Origin of the sequence: Clostridium intestinale DSM 6191 (genome assembly GCF_900130055.1) — a bacterium.
In the GTDB taxonomy this organism is placed as follows: domain Bacteria; phylum Bacillota; class Clostridia; order Clostridiales; family Clostridiaceae; genus Clostridium_T; species Clostridium_T intestinale.
On sequence record NZ_FQXU01000004.1, the window covers coordinates 347,060 to 363,873 of the forward strand.

Genomic DNA, 16,814 nt, shown 5'->3' on the forward strand with positions numbered 1-16,814 from the left:
ACACCATTAATCTCAAAGCAAAAAAAATTAGGCATAGAGTGAAAACTCTATGCCTTAAATTAATCCTTTAGTAGCATGTCTGCTCACTAGCAAAATTTATAAAACTGAAAGACGAAACTTACTAACCAACTGCCTTTGCATATATTGAACAATTACATTTTTTATGCAAGATGACTTACCATCTTCTCTGTAAATATAATTTATATTCTAACCCTAACATCTTCTACTATCATAAATTTCTTTAACAAAAATCCTCCAAACTTTTATTCTGAAGGAAAATAAAATGTACTATTTTTTATTTTGTTAACACCTTTATATTTAGCTATTTTCATTTATAAGTTTTTCAACTTCTTCAATTAATTTTTCTTTTTCAAATAAATCGTTGATTAACGCATAAAATTATTTATAATTTTAATCCTCGGGAATATAGCTAGATATATTCTTATCTAGCTAGCTATATAACTATATATAGTGTTTATGCGGCTTTCAGGGCATTTTATAAATAAAAACAGGTGAATTACACATTAATCATTTCAAGTAATCTATAACTTCTAATAAATTTTTAAAAGTTTCTACATTCTCTGGTATCGTAATAAGAGACTCTTCAGGATTTATTAATAACGGATGTTTTCCTTTGTGTGTTGGTAAATTAGATATGTCATCTGGAATTAGAAAAGGTTTAATATTTCCTTGCAAAGCAGCTTTAATACCTACTATAGAATCTTCTAATACTAAAGCATGTTCTGGTAAAACTTTTGCTTTTTCACAGGCCTTTAAAAATATTTCAGGATTTGGTTTTCCATTATAGACTTCATCTCCTGATACAATGATATCAAATACATCAGGCATATCTTCAATTTTAAAATAGTGTTTTATTTTCTCTCTGCTATTAGAAGAAGCTAAAGCTATTTTATAATAATTTTTCTTTAAAAATTCCAAAAGTTCTAATAAACCTTTTTTCTTGTATACACGCTTCTCATCACTTAAAATTTTTTCTCTATTTAAAATGATTTTATCTCTCCATTCAGATACAGGAACATCCTTTCCGTATAATTTTTTCATTCCCTCTCGAATCTCGGGCTCTCTACGTCCAGTCAAATAATAATATACAGAATGATTCACTGTAAAATCAAAATTTTTAGCACCTTCTATATATGCACGATATGCTAGTTGTCCAGTATCAAACATTAACCCATCCATATCAAATATAACTAATTCAGGTTTTTCCATTCTCATATAATCCTCCTAAAAAAAAAGCCGTGCAATATTGCACTAAGCTTTAATTTGATCAACTAATGATTTTAACAAGTTGCTTGTCTTTTCTTTACCTTCCTCTTTAATCATTTTTTCAGAAATAATAAAAGATCCTCCAACCGCTAAAATATAATCGTTACTAACATAATCCATAAAGTTATCTGCATTAATTCCCCCTGTTGGCAAGAATTTAACATCATAAAATGGTCCACTTAATGCTTTAATAGCTTTTAAACCACCATAAATATCTGCGGGGAAATACTTCACAACATTAAGTCCATAACTAACTACTTTTTGAATTTCAGTTGGAGTTGCTGTTCCAGGGAAAACTGGAACCTCATTTTCAATACAATATTCTATTACCTCTGGAATCACAGCTGGAGAAACTATAAAACTTGCTCCATTTTCAATTGCCTTCTTAGCTTCTTCTAATGTACGTACAGTTCCTGCTCCAACAATCAACTTACCAGATTGTGAAAGTTTATTAATTGCGTCTAAAGCAAGATTGCTTCTAAATGTTACTTCTATAAAAGGTACATCATTTTGCAAAAGAATCTCTTCCAAATCATCTAAATACTTTAAATCAGTTGCAGTATAAAGAGGTAATAACTTTATTTCTCCTAATTTTTTATATACATCTACACTCATTACTCTTTCTCCTATCTATTTTCATTTTGAGACTTTGTTATAGCTTCGTGTAAGCCTCTTAAATAAGTGAAACCTAAAGCACGATCATATAAACCATATCCTGGCATTGCTATTTCATCCCAAATTGCACGTCCATGATCTGGACGGATTACACCATCAAAGTTAATATCTACAAGTGCCTTCATAAGTGCATACATATCAAATGATCCATCAATACTCAAATGAGCAGATTCTCTAAATTTTTGTTCTCCTAAAAATTCAACATTTCTTAAGTGTACAAAATGAATTCTACTTCCTAATTCATGTATTACTTTGACTAAATCTGTTTCTGGATTTGCTCCTAAAGATCCTGTGCAAAGTGTTACCCCATTATAAGGAGAATCAATAATATTTATTATTCTCTTATAATCCTCTAAATTTTTTGTTACTCTTGGAAGATTAAAAATTTCCCATGGTGGATCATCCGGATGAATACCCATTTTTACATCAACCTCTTCACAAACAGGAATAACTTTTTTTAGAAAATATGCAAGGTTATTAAATAAATCTTCCTCTGTGATATTTTCATACATTTCCATCAAATCATTAAACTTCTTCAGACGCTCTTCTTCCCATCCTGGTAATTTAAATCCATTAGATTGACTATTTATAAGCTTAAACATATCTTTCGCATCCATATTTTCTACGACAGATTGATCAAATAGCAATGAATAACTACCATCTGGATTTTCATGTTTTAAATTTGTTTTAGCCCATCCAAAAATCGGCTTAAAACTATAACATACTAAATGAATATCACATGCTGCTAAATTTCTAATTGTTTTAATATAATTATCAATATAATGATCACAATCTTTTGTTCTTGCTTTAATTGCATCATGAACCGCAACACTTTCAATTCCAAGTAATTCTAAACCTTCTTTTTCAATTGAATCTTTAAATTCTTTTATTTCATCAATTTCCCAAACATCTCCAGGCAACTTATTTAATAAGGTTCCTACAACCCCATCTGTACCTGGAACTTGCCTGAAATGTTTTAAAGGAATAGAGTCTTTCGCTCCATACCATCTAAATCCCCACTTCATTTTATTCCTCCATTAAAAATCATCATCTTCATCAGTATCATCCATATCTACATCTACAGGTGCATGCCATAAACTAATACAGTCTTTTGCTTGTTCTGCAGCTGATTTTGCAACTATTTCTATTTGTGTTCCTAAAATTTGATGATTTATTATTTCCAATAACATAGGTAAGTTAACTCCACCAATAATATAAACCTTGTCTTTTAGTTCTTGCTCTAATTGATTTGTAACAAGAACTGATTGATTATATGGGCTTGCGCTTACTAAATCAACCAATACCAGAACACCATCGCCTTGATTTACTTCTAAAATAGAGCTATTTATCTTCTTACCAAGTTTCTCAACATCATCTCCAGCATTTAAATTTACTGTTACTATATTTTCTGTATTTCCCATAATAACTTCTGCTGCATCTTTGATGCCATCGCTTAAAGTACCATGTGTGGCTATTACAATTCCTAGCATAAATTAATCTCCTTTTATATCTTGATTTAACAATTCTAGTGCCTTAGTAAAATGGTCATAATTTAAATTTTTCTTATTTAATTTTGATTTATCTAAGTAAAACTCATTATTTTTATTTATATCTGCACAAAACAAATAATTGATTTGATCTTTAGGCGATACATAACGTACTCCCTTAGATTCAGTAACCTCTTTTTCAAATTGTTGACCCATTACATTTAAAGTGGCATCGGCTCCAATAGAATCTAAATAATAGATCTTTGCATTCTTTTTTACAGAGCTCATTAAGACATCTACTCCTCGATTTCCATAACAGCCTTCATCTATAAATGCATAAGCCACTTTTTTTTGCTTTTGATTCTCTGTTAACATCTGTAGTAAAAAAAGTACTGAAGATGTGTTCCTAATTAAATTCTTTCGATTCAACTCACCTTTTGTTAGTTTTGATAAAATCACAAAATATCCACCATATATCAGCGCAAGACATGCTGTTTGCACTGAAAATAAAACAAATGGGGAAGAAACCAACTTCATGTATAAAAGTGTTCCTAGAATACCTAGGAAAACCCAAATTAGAGATGAACAAAGAACCGCTTTTGTAGTTTGTTTTTCTTGTTTTTTTCTATCAAACAACACATAATCTCCCAAATAAGCTGGAGGTGTATCATAATAAGTACAAACGATTTGATCTGCCTTTTTAATATCTCCAACATACACATTTCGTGCACTGTATTTTTTTTGATTACTATACTCGATTACGGAAACATCTTTTCTCACTTGTGATATATCTGTTACAAGTGCCTTCAGAAATCTAGTTTTCTCTTTATCGCTATTCCGTGAACGATACATAAAGGAGTACCTAGCCAATCTATCGTTAAAAATATTATCCATGATAAACCTCCAATTATTATTTAGGAAAATTTACTTAAATTTACTAACAACATCTTTTAGTTCTGTTTTAGGAGCAGAAGGAGTAGCTTGGAAATAGATGTTCTCTACTCCATATTTCTCTTTCATTTCTACTAATCTATCCACATCTTCTTTATTTATATAAACAGATTTTGTAACTAATAAATCTTTAGTTGCATCTTTTTGTGCAATACCTCCAATATTCAACTCTTTCATTGGTACTCCATGCTTAACTAGGTCATGCATAACCTTTACAGTTTTTGCTAACAAGATACAATTATAATCTTTGAACTGGTATTCATCCCAATAAAATTTAGCTTTCTCTGGCGTAATTACTATTGTTTTTTGTCCAGTACGGCTACCTGCATTTTTATATAACTCTCTCATGAATTTGTCATTTGCTACAACTTCATCCACTACAAAGATTGAATTTACCCCGCTCTTCTGTGAAAGAGTCATCATAACTTGTCCATGAATTAAACGTTCATCTACTCTTGCTAAATTTATAACACCCATTTTCAAATCTCCTTTTTATTTTATAGAATTCCAACTCCAGCTAAAACAATTAAAATTAATGTTAACCATAATAATGCTGAGGTAACTTTTAAACCTTTTTTATTGTAGAACCAATAAACTCCCATAACTACTGTTAATGGTAAAAGTCCAGGAATAATAGAATCTAAAATACTTTGGATAACGAATGGTTTCCCTGAAATTGTGAATTGCAAAGTTGAACTTACTTTTACATAGTTACCTGCTAAGATTCCCATCATATATATACCTAAAACTGATAAAGTGTCAATTGCAGTCTGAACGCCTGTACTTGCCATAAGTCCTGTTGCGTTACGTCCCATATTGAATGCTTGGCGAGAAAAGAATATACCTAATAAAACCTGATAAATTGCAAAACAAACGAATGGGAATAATGCTCCTAATGGACTACCTTGCTGAGCCCAAGGAACTGCTATTGCAATAAATATATATTGTACAGTCCCTGAGTCGATTGCATCACCAATTCCAGCAAGTGCACCCATCAAACCAGCTTTTGTATTATACATCAAATCGTCTTTCATCATTATTTCTGATTTCTCATATTCTTCTTTTGCACGTTGTGATTCCATAGAAGCCATTAAACCAGTAATAACTCCACCACCCCAACTTAACTGAGTATTGAAAAATAATAGTTGTCTTTTATAAGCAGCTTTTAATGATTCATCATCTTTGTATAGTTTTCTTAAAATTGGCATCATTGCATACAATAAAGAAGATGCAAGGTATCTTTCAAATGAATGTGGAATTTCATTTGCAAAGTGCCATCTTAAATATGCTTTAGTAACATCTTTTTTTGTAATCTCTTCTGGAGCTGCAGCAGCTCTTTTTACACTTTCACTCATTTTATCTTCTCTCCTTTAAAACCCGTCATCGTAATCATCTTCATCTAATGTCTCTGCAGCCTTAGCCGAAGTTGTAATAGGAACATTTTTTCCTTTTTGAGACATTATGAAAATTAAAGCAATCAATAGACCAAATACAGCATAAGTTACCATTGTAATATTCAATGACTTTAATGAAACGCTCATGAAATATGCTAGGAAAAAGAATACTAAGTAATCTTTACGTCCAATTACATAAACTGTTGTTGCAATACCAATAGCAGCCAATCCGCCACCAACAACTCCAAGAATATGAAATACAAAGGTTCCTTCTAAAGCATTTATTACATCTGCAATCATTGGTGCCCCAAAATATAAAGCTATGAATACAAGTGGTACAAATAGAGCAAATGATGCAATTGTAGGTAAAAGAATGATTGAACGTTTAATAGCGCCATCATTTAAATCTTCTACAGCTTTATCTGTATATTTACCTAAGAATGTATTGATAAAGAAACGGAATTGATATAAATAACTTCCTAACAAACCAACAGGAACTGCAACAGCAATAGCTGCTTCAGGCTGTAAATTTCCCAACAAAGCAACTGGTACCGCTATAGCAGCTGCAATAGATGGTTCTGATGGCATGGATCCTCCTGGAGAGAAAACCCCCATATAAATCAACTGTAAAGCTGCTGTAACAATCATCGCTTGTCCAACATCTCCCATAACAATACCAACAATCAAACCAGTCATTAAAGGTGAAAAACGAAGCGTTAAGGTTGCTCCTCCACCTAACCATCTTGACATAACCGCTCCAACCCACAAAGCGATTAAAAAACTCTGTAATACACTTAAAGTTTCCATTACTCTTCTTCTACCTCTTTTCTATATATTTTTCTAGCTCAAAAATTGTTTTTTTCAAAATCTCCGGTGTAATTGAAATAGGTATTAAATGAACTTTTTCTTTTGAATCAATAAAACCAACTATATCATCAAGAACTTTTTCATCTGCTGGATACAATCCCATACGATTTAGAGATACAGGCAGTTTCAAATCTGAATAGAAAGGCATTAAAGAATCAATCGTCGTCCACCTCCCCTCTAAAGCTAATTGGTATAAAACCCCATAAGCTACTATTTCTCCATGAAGATATGAATGACTTTCTGGAATATATTTAGCTATTGCATCATGCATTGCATGTGCTGCAGCATTACGGGCATATTTATCTCCTAGTCCTCCACATAAACCTGCAACTGCTATCACAATTTCAGATAAATGTACAAATTCTTCCGAAACTACTTTATTCTCCATATCTTTCATTGCTTTAGCAGAGTGTTTTACAATTGATTCATTACATAACTTTGCAGTATAACTTGCTAATTTTAAAAAGGGTTCGTTCTGTAAATGTTCTTGAGCTAAAATAGAGTCTGATTCATACCATTTTGCAATTGTATCTGCCAAGCCTGCAATGAAATAACGTACTGGAGAATCAATCACTAAATAGGGATCTGTTATTAAAAAAACAGCTTGTCTCATATAATGCTCAGTTTTTCCTTCTGATTCTCCACTTTCTTTATACATAACAGATAAAGGCGTCCATGGTGCACAATTACTAACCAAAGTTGGAACAACACCATATTTAACATTACAAATATGAGCCGCATATCCAACCAGATCTACAAGTTTTCCGCCACCAACTCCAATTATAAAATCGATATCATTTTCCTCAACGATTTGTGATATTAAATCTGCACCATAATAGCTACATTCCCCTGTATATTGATGATATAAAACATCTTGCTCTATAGTTTCTAAAAACTTCATTTTAGGTTTAGTTTTTTCCCAAGAAACTGTCCCATGTACAATCAAGATATTCTTTGATTTATGTTCTTTTAATAATTCCGGAATAAAATCAATTGCACCTTCATGATACCTATAGAACTCAGGACCAACTTTAACCTTTAAATCTGTCAACATTTTTATCCCCCCTTATTTTTTAATAAATTTACTTGTTGGCTGAATTGCCCTTTCCGGTAAAACCCCTTGAACCATTTGTTCGATATCTGTTACACATTTATTTCCCATTTGTTCTAGACATTCCATAGTATAAGCTGACGTATGAGGCGTCATTACAACGTTATCAAAAACTAAATATGGATGACTCTTTCTTCCTGGTTCTTCTTCTAAAACATCTGTCGCAAAACCAGCAATTTTTCCAGATTTCAATCCCTCAATAACCGCATTTTCATCCACTAATGCTCCTCTAGCACTATTAGATATATAAACACCGTCTTTCATCTTTTCAATTTCGTTTTTAGATATCATATGATAACTTTCTTCAGTTAAATTTGCACAAAGACAAATAATATCAGAGGAAGTCAATAATTCATCTAATTCAACCTTTCTTGCCCCATAACTCTGTAAATATAAATCTGACTTGTATGGGTCATAGGCCAAAACATTACATCTAAAACCATTTCTAACAATCTCTACAACACAACTTCCTGTGTTCCCAACTCCAATAACCCCTACTGTTTTATTGAAAAGTGTATGTCCAACAAATTTAGCTCTATCTTCCCAACGATCCGCTTTAACTCGATTACTGGATTCTACTGTTTTTCTTAATACAGCTAGCAGATTTGTAATGTTGTTTTCTGCCACTGCATCACGTTCTACTAAAGCTGGAACTATTGTAACAACAGTATCATGCTCTTTTGCTGCATCAATATCTATATTGTTGTATCCAATTCCATGACGTGTAATCAGTAAAAGTTCATCTTTATAATCAAAAAATTCTTTAGTAAAAAAAGGGGTTACACTTGCAATGATATTATTGTATCCAGTTAATAATTTTGCAAGTTCTTTTCCATGCATTTCATTATCAACTTGAAAATAATCAACAGATCCTATTTTCTTCAAACGCTCGATGTGCTCAGGGAATATCTTTCCAAAACTACTTGAATTAACAATAGCTATCTTATATTCTCTCATGTTTACTTATCCTTCTTTACAATAGCATGTCCACCAAATCCGTTTCGTAAAGCCGAAACAACTTTTGCAGAAAAACTATCATCTTCCTGAGACAAATTACGCATGAATAAACTTAAAGCAATTGTTGGTACTGCAATTCCCATATCCAAAGCAGTTTCAATAGTCCATTTTGCTTCTCCAGATGCAGCAACAACTCCTTTATAATCTTCTAAATTTAGACTAGCTTTAAATTGTGATTCAGCAATTTCCATAAGCCAACTTCGAACAACCGATCCATTGTTCCAAACCTTCGCAACAGCAGCTAAATCGTAATCAAACTCGCTTTCTTTAACAATTTGAAACCCTTCACCGATTGCTTGCATCATTCCATATTCGATTCCATTATGAATCATTTTCAAAAAGTGACCACTTCCAGATTGGCCAGTATATAAGTAGCCATTTTCAACTGAGATATCTTTGAAAATAGGTTCTATATACTTAAATACTTCAGGATCTCCACCAATCATTGTACATGCACCACTTAGTGCTCCAGAAGTTCCACCTGATGTTCCACAATCAAAATAAGATATTTCTTTCTCATTAAAAGTTTTTGCACGTCGTATTGAATCCTTAAAATTTGAATTTCCACCTTCAATGACAATGTCATTTGGAGAAAGCAACTTCAACAATTGATTTAATACAGTTTCCGTAATTTCTCCAGAAGGTAACATAGACCATATAACTCTTTTTTCAGTAAATGAAGTAATCATTTCCTCTAAATCATCAAATGTTTTTATACCTGCCTTTTCAGCATTTTCTTTTGCTTGTTCAGATAAATCAAACCCCATAACATCATAATTATGACTCTTTAAATTACATGCTATGTTTAAACCCATCTTGCCAAGACCTATAATAGCTATTTTCATACAATCCCTCCATTTCATGCCTTCATTTTATCAAAAAAATTTTTTTCTGTAAAGCTTTTTAAGAAAAAAATTTTTCTAAATATTTTTTCCCTCGTATTTCTATTTTCACCTACTATTGCAATTTAAGAAATAATATGATATTCATATAAAGTAGCAACAATATTGAGCAAAAGCTTGCCTTATACAAGATATTGACATGAAATTACTATTTGATATACTTATAACAACGCTATTTTTTATAAATTTTATTTTTATATGATAATATTTAAAATATAAATTAAAGCTAAATTTTTTTATTATTTTGAAGTTACAATACATCATTTAAACAAAGGAGGCCCAACATGGATGTATCTGTTAGACTTAAAATTAAATCATTATACAATGGATTAAGTACTAAAGAACAAAATATTGCAGATTATATACTTGAAAATCCAATTTCTGTGGCTCAAAATTCTATCAGCGATTTATCTGCTGAGCTCAATGTTGCAGTCTCTACGTTATTTCAATTTGCAAAAAAGCTAGGTTATTCTGGCTTTAGAGAATTTAAGATGGCTATCTTAGTTGAAGAAAATAATTTTTCAACTACATCAATTCATGAAAAGATTGAAATTGATGATAATGAGTTAACTATGGCGCAGAAGGTCTTTGATTCAAACATTAAAACACTAACTAATACTAAGAAAATCTTACAATTAGACGATTTGAAAAAAGCAGCTGAAATTATATCAAATTCAAATCTACTATACTTTTTTGGTGTGGGTGGATCAGGTATACTTGCAGGAGATGCATATCATAAATTTTTACGTTCTCCAACTCATGTTCGTCATAGTACCGATTATCATATACAACTTATGGAAGCATCTTTATTAACATCACAGGATTGTGCAATTTGTATCTCCCATACAGGAAAATCAAAAGAAACTATCAAAATAGCTGAAGTAGTAAAAAAAGCTGGTGCAAAAGTAATTGTCATCACTAGCCACGCATCTTCTCCTTTAGCTAAGATAGGTGATATCGTTTTTATTTCTATATCTGAAGAAATAGAATTTCATTCAGAAGCTTTATCTTCTCGTATATCTCAATTGAGCATATTAGATTCACTCTATGTAATTTTGATGTTTATGAATAAAGATAAATCAAAAGAAGCTTTATCTAAAGTTAGACGCACTATATGGGACCTAAAGTATTAAAATCTACACCGTCAACATTTCAACGTTATCCTTTAAAAGGAGCTGGGCACTAAATAATTAGCGCTCAGCTCCTTTTGCATAAAAAACAAATCCTACACTCAAAAGAATGCAGGATTTATAGTAAATTTAAAGTAATTGCTCTAACCCAACTTCCGATGTTAGATTTTCAAGATTATTAAATATCTTCTCTTCATCCCAATTCCACCATTGAAGTTTTAATAAAAACTCTATTTTTTCATCACTAAATCGTTTTTTAATAAATTTAGCAGGATTTCCACCATATATTGTATAAGGTTCTACATCTCTTACTACAGTTGAGTTAGATGCTATAATTGCTCCATCTCCAACCTTAACACCAGGCATAATGGTTACATTTTGACCTATCCACACATCATTTCCAATTACTGTGTCTCCCTTAAAAGGAAGCTCATCTACTGTAGGCGTCACCTTTTCCCATCCACAGCCAAAGATATTAAAAGGATAGGTTGTAATTCCATCCATTCTATGATTTGCACCATTCATAATAAACTTAACTCCCTCTGCAATTGCACAGAACTTGCCTATTATCAGTTTATCCCCTAAAAACTCGTAATGGTTCTCTATATTATCATAAAATTTCTCTGGAGACTTTTGATTATCGCTATAATAAGTGTATTCCCCAATCTCAACATTAGGTCTTTTAGGCAGGTTACTTATATAGCAAACTGTCTTTATATTTTCATTTGGATAAAGTTTTTTCTTATCTGGTCCTATCATTGAATATTAACTCCTTTCAGTTCTTCAACCTCATCTACTAGTCTTTGAAGAATATCTATTCCGTTTGTTGTACAATCTACATCAGTTGATATTAAGGAAATAACCTTATCGATCCTTTCCTTGTAATTACTTGGTTTGATTTTAAAATCTTCAATCATCTTAACAGCCTTTTTCTCATTTATACAGTACTCCCTGTTTAATGCAAATAAGACTTGATTAAGCGAAGATATGCTTCGAAAACAATGTCCACAAACATATGATATATCATCTTTATTTATATTTTTCTTGGCAATCACTAAAGAGAAACCTGCCTCAAACATAAAAAATTCGGATAACCCTTTCTGAAGAGATGTTGGATAACATTCTGCTTGCTTTTTTAATTCATAAAAGTTTTCATCATTAGCGTATTGTATCTTGCTGATTGCCAATTCTCCACGATACATGGCACTAATATATCCATGGGGATGTCCTGTCTGATAATTAGCAGTAACAATTCCTTGATCCGTATCTTTAATTATTTGGACTACACGTTTTTTATCACGCAAAATCAAGTCAACATGATACCCATTTATGACTAACCATCCACCTCCATTAACCCAATCACCCCAAGCTCCTGGAGCCACAACAAGGTTACTTCTATGCTCATCATCTAGCTCTGTAGCAAGTTGATTGATAGAAGTCAGGTCAAATAATTCTGAATTGTAATAGATTCCGATATCTATGTCAGAATCCTCTGTATGGGTACCTCTTGCACGTGAGCCACCTAATACAACACCTTCTATAAAAGGCAAAAGGGATAATTTCTCTGTTACTAATTGAATGATATTATTTGTCATACGAACACACTCCTTTTATCAATATCTAAAATGCCATGTTTTCATTTTTTATTTAATCTAATTTACTAATAGCAGTGACTAGAGGACATACTATAGCAATAATAATTATTAAAACACCTGAAATTAAAAACCAATAGTTTACACCTACTCTATCAGCAAACAATCCAGAGAGGATCAAACCAAGAGGCATAGCTAGAGATATGATACTCCCTGTTAGAGAAAATACACGCCCTAAATATTCTGGCTTAATTTTTTTCTTGATAAAGAGCCGTTTGAACACCGCTGTAAAATGGAACCGAAAGCCCCATAACAACGCAACAAACTACAAATATTATAAACCCACTTGAAGGAAGAAGTCCTGAAATGGTCAAACTAACTCCCATCATAAATATAGATGCAGTTATTAATATTATTCGCTTTTTAAAGTTTCCAAGTAGTCCTAACAGCAAACCACCTGCTAGCATACCAGCGGCATAGGCTATTTCTGTAATAGATACATGCATTGGTGTTCCCGAAAAATACTCCATGGTCATTAAAGGATAAAGTGCATTTATTGGCATATAAACAAACATATATAGTGTGCCTATAAGAAGCAATGCAAATAATCCTTTGTTTTCTTTTAAAACATTAAATCCTTCCTTAAACTCTTTCATAAAATTACTCTTCTGGTCTTGCTCCTCTATATTTAGCTTAGGAATATGCACAAGTGCCACTGTAATACACGCAATCACAGCGCCCAGCACATCCATGGCTATAATCGCATTTAATTCCCAAACAGAATATAAAAATGCTGCGGCAGCAGGGCTAATAATATAGCTTATGGATTGCAGTGATTGGCTATAACCAGCACATTTAGTTAGCTGTTCTTCTGGTACTAAAAGAGGAGTAACTGCACTTAGGGCAGGGGAATGAAAAGCAGCTCCAATACTTCTTATAAACAGTACTATCATAACCATCCAAACTGGTAACTCCATATACAATGCAATAATAGCAAGTATAGCTCCAGCCCCAGCAATAATTAAATCTGCTCCAATCATTATCTTTTTTCTGTCATAACGATCTACTAATACACCTATGGCAGGACCAAATACTGCATAAGGCAGAAATCCTACTAATGAAGCAATTGACAGAACCATAGCTGATCCTGTTTTTTCTGTAAGGTAAAAAATTATAGCCATTTGAAGAATAGCACTAGAAATAAGTGAAATTGCTTGTCCTGTCCATATCGTAAAAAAATCTTGTTTCCATTTCGAATTTTGTTTTATCATATCAAATTTCTCCTTGCATTTTTATTGTTGATTCCTTATAAGTTTTAGGCAATAAAAAATGCAGGCTAAAATCCCCAATGGAATCTTTAGTCTGCATATCAACGTTAAAAAGACACAAAGAAAAACGCATAGCCTAATATAACTACACTCCCTCTATCTATGTCCTAATACGTAAAATAAGTACAACAAAAAAGCCCACCATTGTGGATGTTTTAAACGCTTTTTTTATTGCCTTCTTATCTTAAACGTACTGAATACATAGATATATGTCCTCCTTTAATTCACCAAATTTACATCATATTATCATAGATGATGTATTCATGTCAAACTCTTCAATTGAACTCCTTTTCCCCCGTGTTTAGAAAAATGATACTAATGCGCATTAATCTTATTTTTGCGTAAAAATATCACCCCTAAAATAAAGAGGGGTGTGTTTTTACAGTGACTGTATATTTCATTATACGTCCTAGTAATTATTACTATAAAGCGCCCTTATCTCTAGCACTATAAATAGAAGTATATTTAGGGATAAAATTGAGTTCGTTTTTAATTCTAGTTGGATCTGCTGTCAATTCCCATAGGTTAGACATAATCCACCCATCTTCAGTAGGCACTTGCTCTAATCCTCCCTGTAGCTTATATAGCGCACCTAAAGTAATAGCATTATCATCTGCAACATTGTAAATTCTACCACTAACAGTTGGTGTACTAGCAGCAAGAAGTAACGCTTGACTCACATCTTCATGGTGCACCATAGACATCAGCTTTGATGGATTCCAATTAATCATATAAGGCATAACTTCTTCAATGTGTGGATCACCATCTCCATAAACAAATGCAAGTCTCATAATACGAATATCTAGTCCTTGTTCACGATTTAGTTTTAATAAAGCTTCTTCTGCAGCAATTTTAGTTTTGGGATACATCAGATTAGTTGGCATAAGAACATCATCTTCTCTGCATAATCTGTTTACATTCAAGTCACGATATACATTACATGTGCTAGTAAAAACAAATCTTGTGACCCCTACCTCTAGCGCTGCTTTAGCTAACAAAATAGTTGCATCTAGATTCACTGCACGTGCCATTTCTTCACTAATTCCACCTCTAAATTGAGCAGCTGTATGTATAACAGCATCAACTCCTTGTATAGCTTCAGTGAGATTTTCATTATTCAAAAGATCACCCATGACCACTTCTGCACCCTGTTCTTTTAGTGCTAATCCTCTATCAACATTCCTTACAAGAACACGTACATCATGACCATTCTTTAGTAAATATGGTACTAAACGACTTCCAACCTTACCTGTTGCTCCAGTTACAAATATCTTCATAAATTAATCACTCCATTCTAGATTGTTTGTTTATACGGCACTTACATGCTATATTGTTAGTATATAGGCATCAAAATAATTTAACCACACTGTGGTTATCCTAGTATTGATAGTAGTAGGATATGAGGAGGAAAATAAATGAAGGAAATTACATTACAGCAGTCCCTTGGTGAATTTTTGCGTACAACAAGAGAACGTCTTACCCCTGAACAGGTTGGCCTGCCCTCACACGGACGTCGTCGCACACCTGGGCTTCGCCGCGAAGAAGTTGCCCAGCTTGCCAATGTCGGTGTTTCTTGGTACACATCTATAGAACAAGGAAAAGATGTACACCCTTCTCATCAAGTATTGGAGAGTTTAGCTACTGCCTTAAAATTATCCGATGATGAACGCCAATATTTTTTTCTATTATCTAAATCAAATGAAGTAGAAGAATCAAAAATTTATAAAGAAATTAGTGTAGGATTAAAAAGAACTGTTATGTCATTGGATCCTAATCCTGCTTATATAATGGATAAATACTGGGATGTATTATTGTGGAATCGTGCAGCAGAGTTTTTATTTCGTTTCCCTTCATATTCTGACAACATAAATCCAAAACCAAACATATTACGTCAATGCTTGACTGACCCATTTTATAAAGAAATTAACTCAGATTGGGAGGAACAAGCTAAAATAGCCATTGCCAGATTTAGGGCTGATTGTGCTCTACACCCTCAAGATGTGAGGTTAAACAAAATGATTGAGAAATTTAAACAAGAAAGTGAACTATTCAGTTCATGGTGGCCACGCTACGAAGTTAAAACTATCAATGACTGTCATAAATTATTGAATGATCCTCGAATTGGGGAATTGGAGTTTGAGCATGTAAATTTGCAACTGTCGAACTGTCCTGACTTTAAGTTAATGATCTATACTAACTCCCCCTCTACATCAGAAAAGCTTAAAGAAAAAATATGTTTTTAATTTCAGTAATAAAGAGATAGATGCCCTAAAGCATCTACTTTTTAATACATTTTTAGTTTGCCATTTACACTAAATACCTACAGCAGCCATTCCAGAAAGTACCTTTTTCCCTCTCAAATCTATATCCTTGTCGCTGAACTTTTGTAGCGTAAGTTCGGAAACTATATTACCGTCCTTCGTAAACAAAATCCTATCAGCCCTTGCTGCAACTTTAGAGTCGTGGGTCACGAGCAATATAGCCGTACCTTCTTTGTTGATATCCACTAACAGATCCATGATTTCCTCTGCCGACCTTGAGTTGAGCGCGCCAGTAGGCTCGTCAGCAAATAGAATCTCTGGCTCATTCATCAAAGCTCTACAAATTCCAGCTCTCTGGAGTTGCCCTCCCGAAACCTCTGTGGTATCCCTGTTTTCAAGCCCTGAAATCCCTGTTTTCTTCATCAGTTCTTTCGCTTTTTGTGTAAGTTTCCTACTATCTTTTTTGCCCTTATACTCTGCTGGGAGGATGATGTTATCCAAAATATTTAAATTTTTTAACATGGTAGGTTGCTGAAATACAAAGCCCATTTTCCTTCTACGAACATCAGCAAGTGTGTTTTCCCTAAGTTTAGATAGTTCCATATCGTCAAATTTTACTGACCCACCTGTAATGTCGTCCATGCCACTGAGGGCGAACAGCAGTGTAGATTTACCAGAACCAGATGGTCCCATCACAGCGACAAACTCACCTTTTGTTATTTCCACGTTTACTTCATTCAGTGCTTTGATTTCCTCTCTACCTTTGCCAAAAATTTTCACTATATCTTTCCCTACAATGATGCTATTCATAA

Annotated in this window: 17 protein-coding genes and 1 pseudogene; 2 read left to right on the top strand and 16 right to left on the bottom strand. The window is 32.9% G+C overall.

The window, feature by feature from the left end:
* Positions 1–528: 528 nt before the first annotated feature.
* From BUA92_RS05510 to gnd, 11 genes are read right to left on the bottom strand one after another with little or no spacing between them, the layout of a single operon-like run.
* A complete protein-coding gene (locus BUA92_RS05510) occupies positions 529–1,236 on the bottom strand; it encodes an HAD family hydrolase (RefSeq protein WP_207650336.1) in 708 nt (235 codons plus the stop codon).
* A 36-nt stretch (positions 1,237–1,272) separates the two neighbouring features.
* Positions 1,273–1,902 carry a bifunctional 4-hydroxy-2-oxoglutarate aldolase/2-dehydro-3-deoxy-phosphogluconate aldolase gene (locus tag BUA92_RS05515; protein ID WP_073017553.1) on the bottom strand — a complete coding sequence of 210 codons (630 nt, stop codon included), beginning with the start codon at positions 1,900–1,902 and terminating at the stop codon, positions 1,273–1,275.
* Between the two features lie 11 nt (positions 1,903–1,913).
* Complete coding sequence (uxuA, locus tag BUA92_RS05520) at positions 1,914–2,987, bottom strand: mannonate dehydratase (RefSeq protein ID WP_073017555.1); 1,074 nt, start codon at positions 2,985–2,987, stop codon at positions 1,914–1,916.
* A gap of 12 nt (positions 2,988–2,999) precedes the next feature.
* Complete coding sequence (locus BUA92_RS05525) at positions 3,000–3,452, bottom strand: PTS sugar transporter subunit IIA (protein ID WP_073017557.1); 453 nt, start codon at positions 3,450–3,452, stop codon at positions 3,000–3,002.
* 3 nt (positions 3,453–3,455) lie between these two features.
* A complete protein-coding gene (locus tag BUA92_RS05530; RefSeq protein ID WP_073017559.1) occupies positions 3,456–4,343 on the bottom strand; it encodes a hypothetical protein in 888 nt (295 codons plus the stop codon).
* Positions 4,344–4,373: 30 nt separating this feature from the next.
* Positions 4,374–4,877, bottom strand: a complete 504-nt coding sequence (locus BUA92_RS05535; RefSeq protein ID WP_021802734.1) for a PTS sugar transporter subunit IIB — start codon at positions 4,875–4,877, stop codon at positions 4,374–4,376.
* A 20-nt stretch (positions 4,878–4,897) separates the two neighbouring features.
* Entirely contained in the window at positions 4,898–5,755 is an 858-nt protein-coding gene (locus BUA92_RS05540; RefSeq protein ID WP_073017561.1) for a PTS system mannose/fructose/sorbose family transporter subunit IID, read from the bottom strand.
* Between the two features lie 15 nt (positions 5,756–5,770).
* Positions 5,771–6,601, bottom strand: a complete 831-nt coding sequence (locus BUA92_RS05545; RefSeq protein WP_073017563.1) for a PTS mannose/fructose/sorbose/N-acetylgalactosamine transporter subunit IIC — start codon at positions 6,599–6,601, stop codon at positions 5,771–5,773.
* A gap of 10 nt (positions 6,602–6,611) precedes the next feature.
* Positions 6,612–7,715 carry an iron-containing alcohol dehydrogenase family protein gene (locus tag BUA92_RS05550; protein ID WP_073017565.1) on the bottom strand — a complete coding sequence of 368 codons (1,104 nt, stop codon included), beginning with the start codon at positions 7,713–7,715 and terminating at the stop codon, positions 6,612–6,614.
* 12 nt (positions 7,716–7,727) lie between these two features.
* Positions 7,728–8,729 (bottom strand): D-isomer specific 2-hydroxyacid dehydrogenase family protein, encoded by a 1,002-nt coding sequence (locus BUA92_RS05555; protein WP_073017567.1) that lies wholly within the window; start codon positions 8,727–8,729, stop codon positions 7,728–7,730.
* Positions 8,730–8,731: 2 nt separating this feature from the next.
* Positions 8,732–9,634 carry a phosphogluconate dehydrogenase (NAD(+)-dependent, decarboxylating) gene (gene gnd, locus BUA92_RS05560; protein ID WP_073017569.1) on the bottom strand — a complete coding sequence of 301 codons (903 nt, stop codon included), beginning with the start codon at positions 9,632–9,634 and terminating at the stop codon, positions 8,732–8,734.
* Between the two features lie 341 nt (positions 9,635–9,975).
* On the opposite strand from gnd, the gene BUA92_RS05565 reads away from it, so the two are divergent.
* Entirely contained in the window at positions 9,976–10,824 is an 849-nt protein-coding gene (locus BUA92_RS05565; protein ID WP_073017571.1) for a MurR/RpiR family transcriptional regulator, read from the top strand.
* A 126-nt stretch (positions 10,825–10,950) separates the two neighbouring features.
* Here BUA92_RS05565 and BUA92_RS05570 read toward each other — a convergent pair whose 3' ends face one another.
* From BUA92_RS05570 to BUA92_RS05585, 4 genes and pseudogenes are all read right to left on the bottom strand, one after another.
* The gene (locus tag BUA92_RS05570; RefSeq protein WP_073017573.1) at positions 10,951–11,580 is read right to left on the bottom strand and encodes a Vat family streptogramin A O-acetyltransferase; all 630 of its coding nucleotides are present in this window, start codon (positions 11,578–11,580) and stop codon (positions 10,951–10,953) included.
* Positions 11,577–12,416 (bottom strand): nucleotidyltransferase domain-containing protein, encoded by an 840-nt coding sequence (locus BUA92_RS05575; RefSeq protein ID WP_073017575.1) that lies wholly within the window; start codon positions 12,414–12,416, stop codon positions 11,577–11,579. Before BUA92_RS05575 ends, BUA92_RS05570 begins: the two co-directional genes overlap by 4 nt.
* 52 nt (positions 12,417–12,468) lie before the next feature.
* Positions 12,469–13,684: pseudogene (gene mef(A) / locus BUA92_RS05580) on the bottom strand (macrolide efflux MFS transporter Mef(A)).
* 479 nt (positions 13,685–14,163) lie between these two features.
* The gene (locus BUA92_RS05585; protein ID WP_073017578.1) at positions 14,164–15,018 is read right to left on the bottom strand and encodes an NAD-dependent epimerase/dehydratase family protein; all 855 of its coding nucleotides are present in this window, start codon (positions 15,016–15,018) and stop codon (positions 14,164–14,166) included.
* A 138-nt stretch (positions 15,019–15,156) separates the two neighbouring features.
* On the opposite strand from BUA92_RS05585, the gene BUA92_RS05590 reads away from it, so the two are divergent.
* Positions 15,157–15,984 carry a helix-turn-helix transcriptional regulator gene (locus tag BUA92_RS05590; protein WP_073017580.1) on the top strand — a complete coding sequence of 276 codons (828 nt, stop codon included), beginning with the start codon at positions 15,157–15,159 and terminating at the stop codon, positions 15,982–15,984.
* 69 nt (positions 15,985–16,053) lie between these two features.
* On the opposite strand, the gene BUA92_RS05595 is transcribed toward BUA92_RS05590, so the two are convergent.
* Positions 16,054–16,812 carry an ABC transporter ATP-binding protein gene (locus tag BUA92_RS05595; RefSeq protein ID WP_073017582.1) on the bottom strand — a complete coding sequence of 253 codons (759 nt, stop codon included), beginning with the start codon at positions 16,810–16,812 and terminating at the stop codon, positions 16,054–16,056.
* Positions 16,813–16,814: the final 2 nt, after the last annotated feature.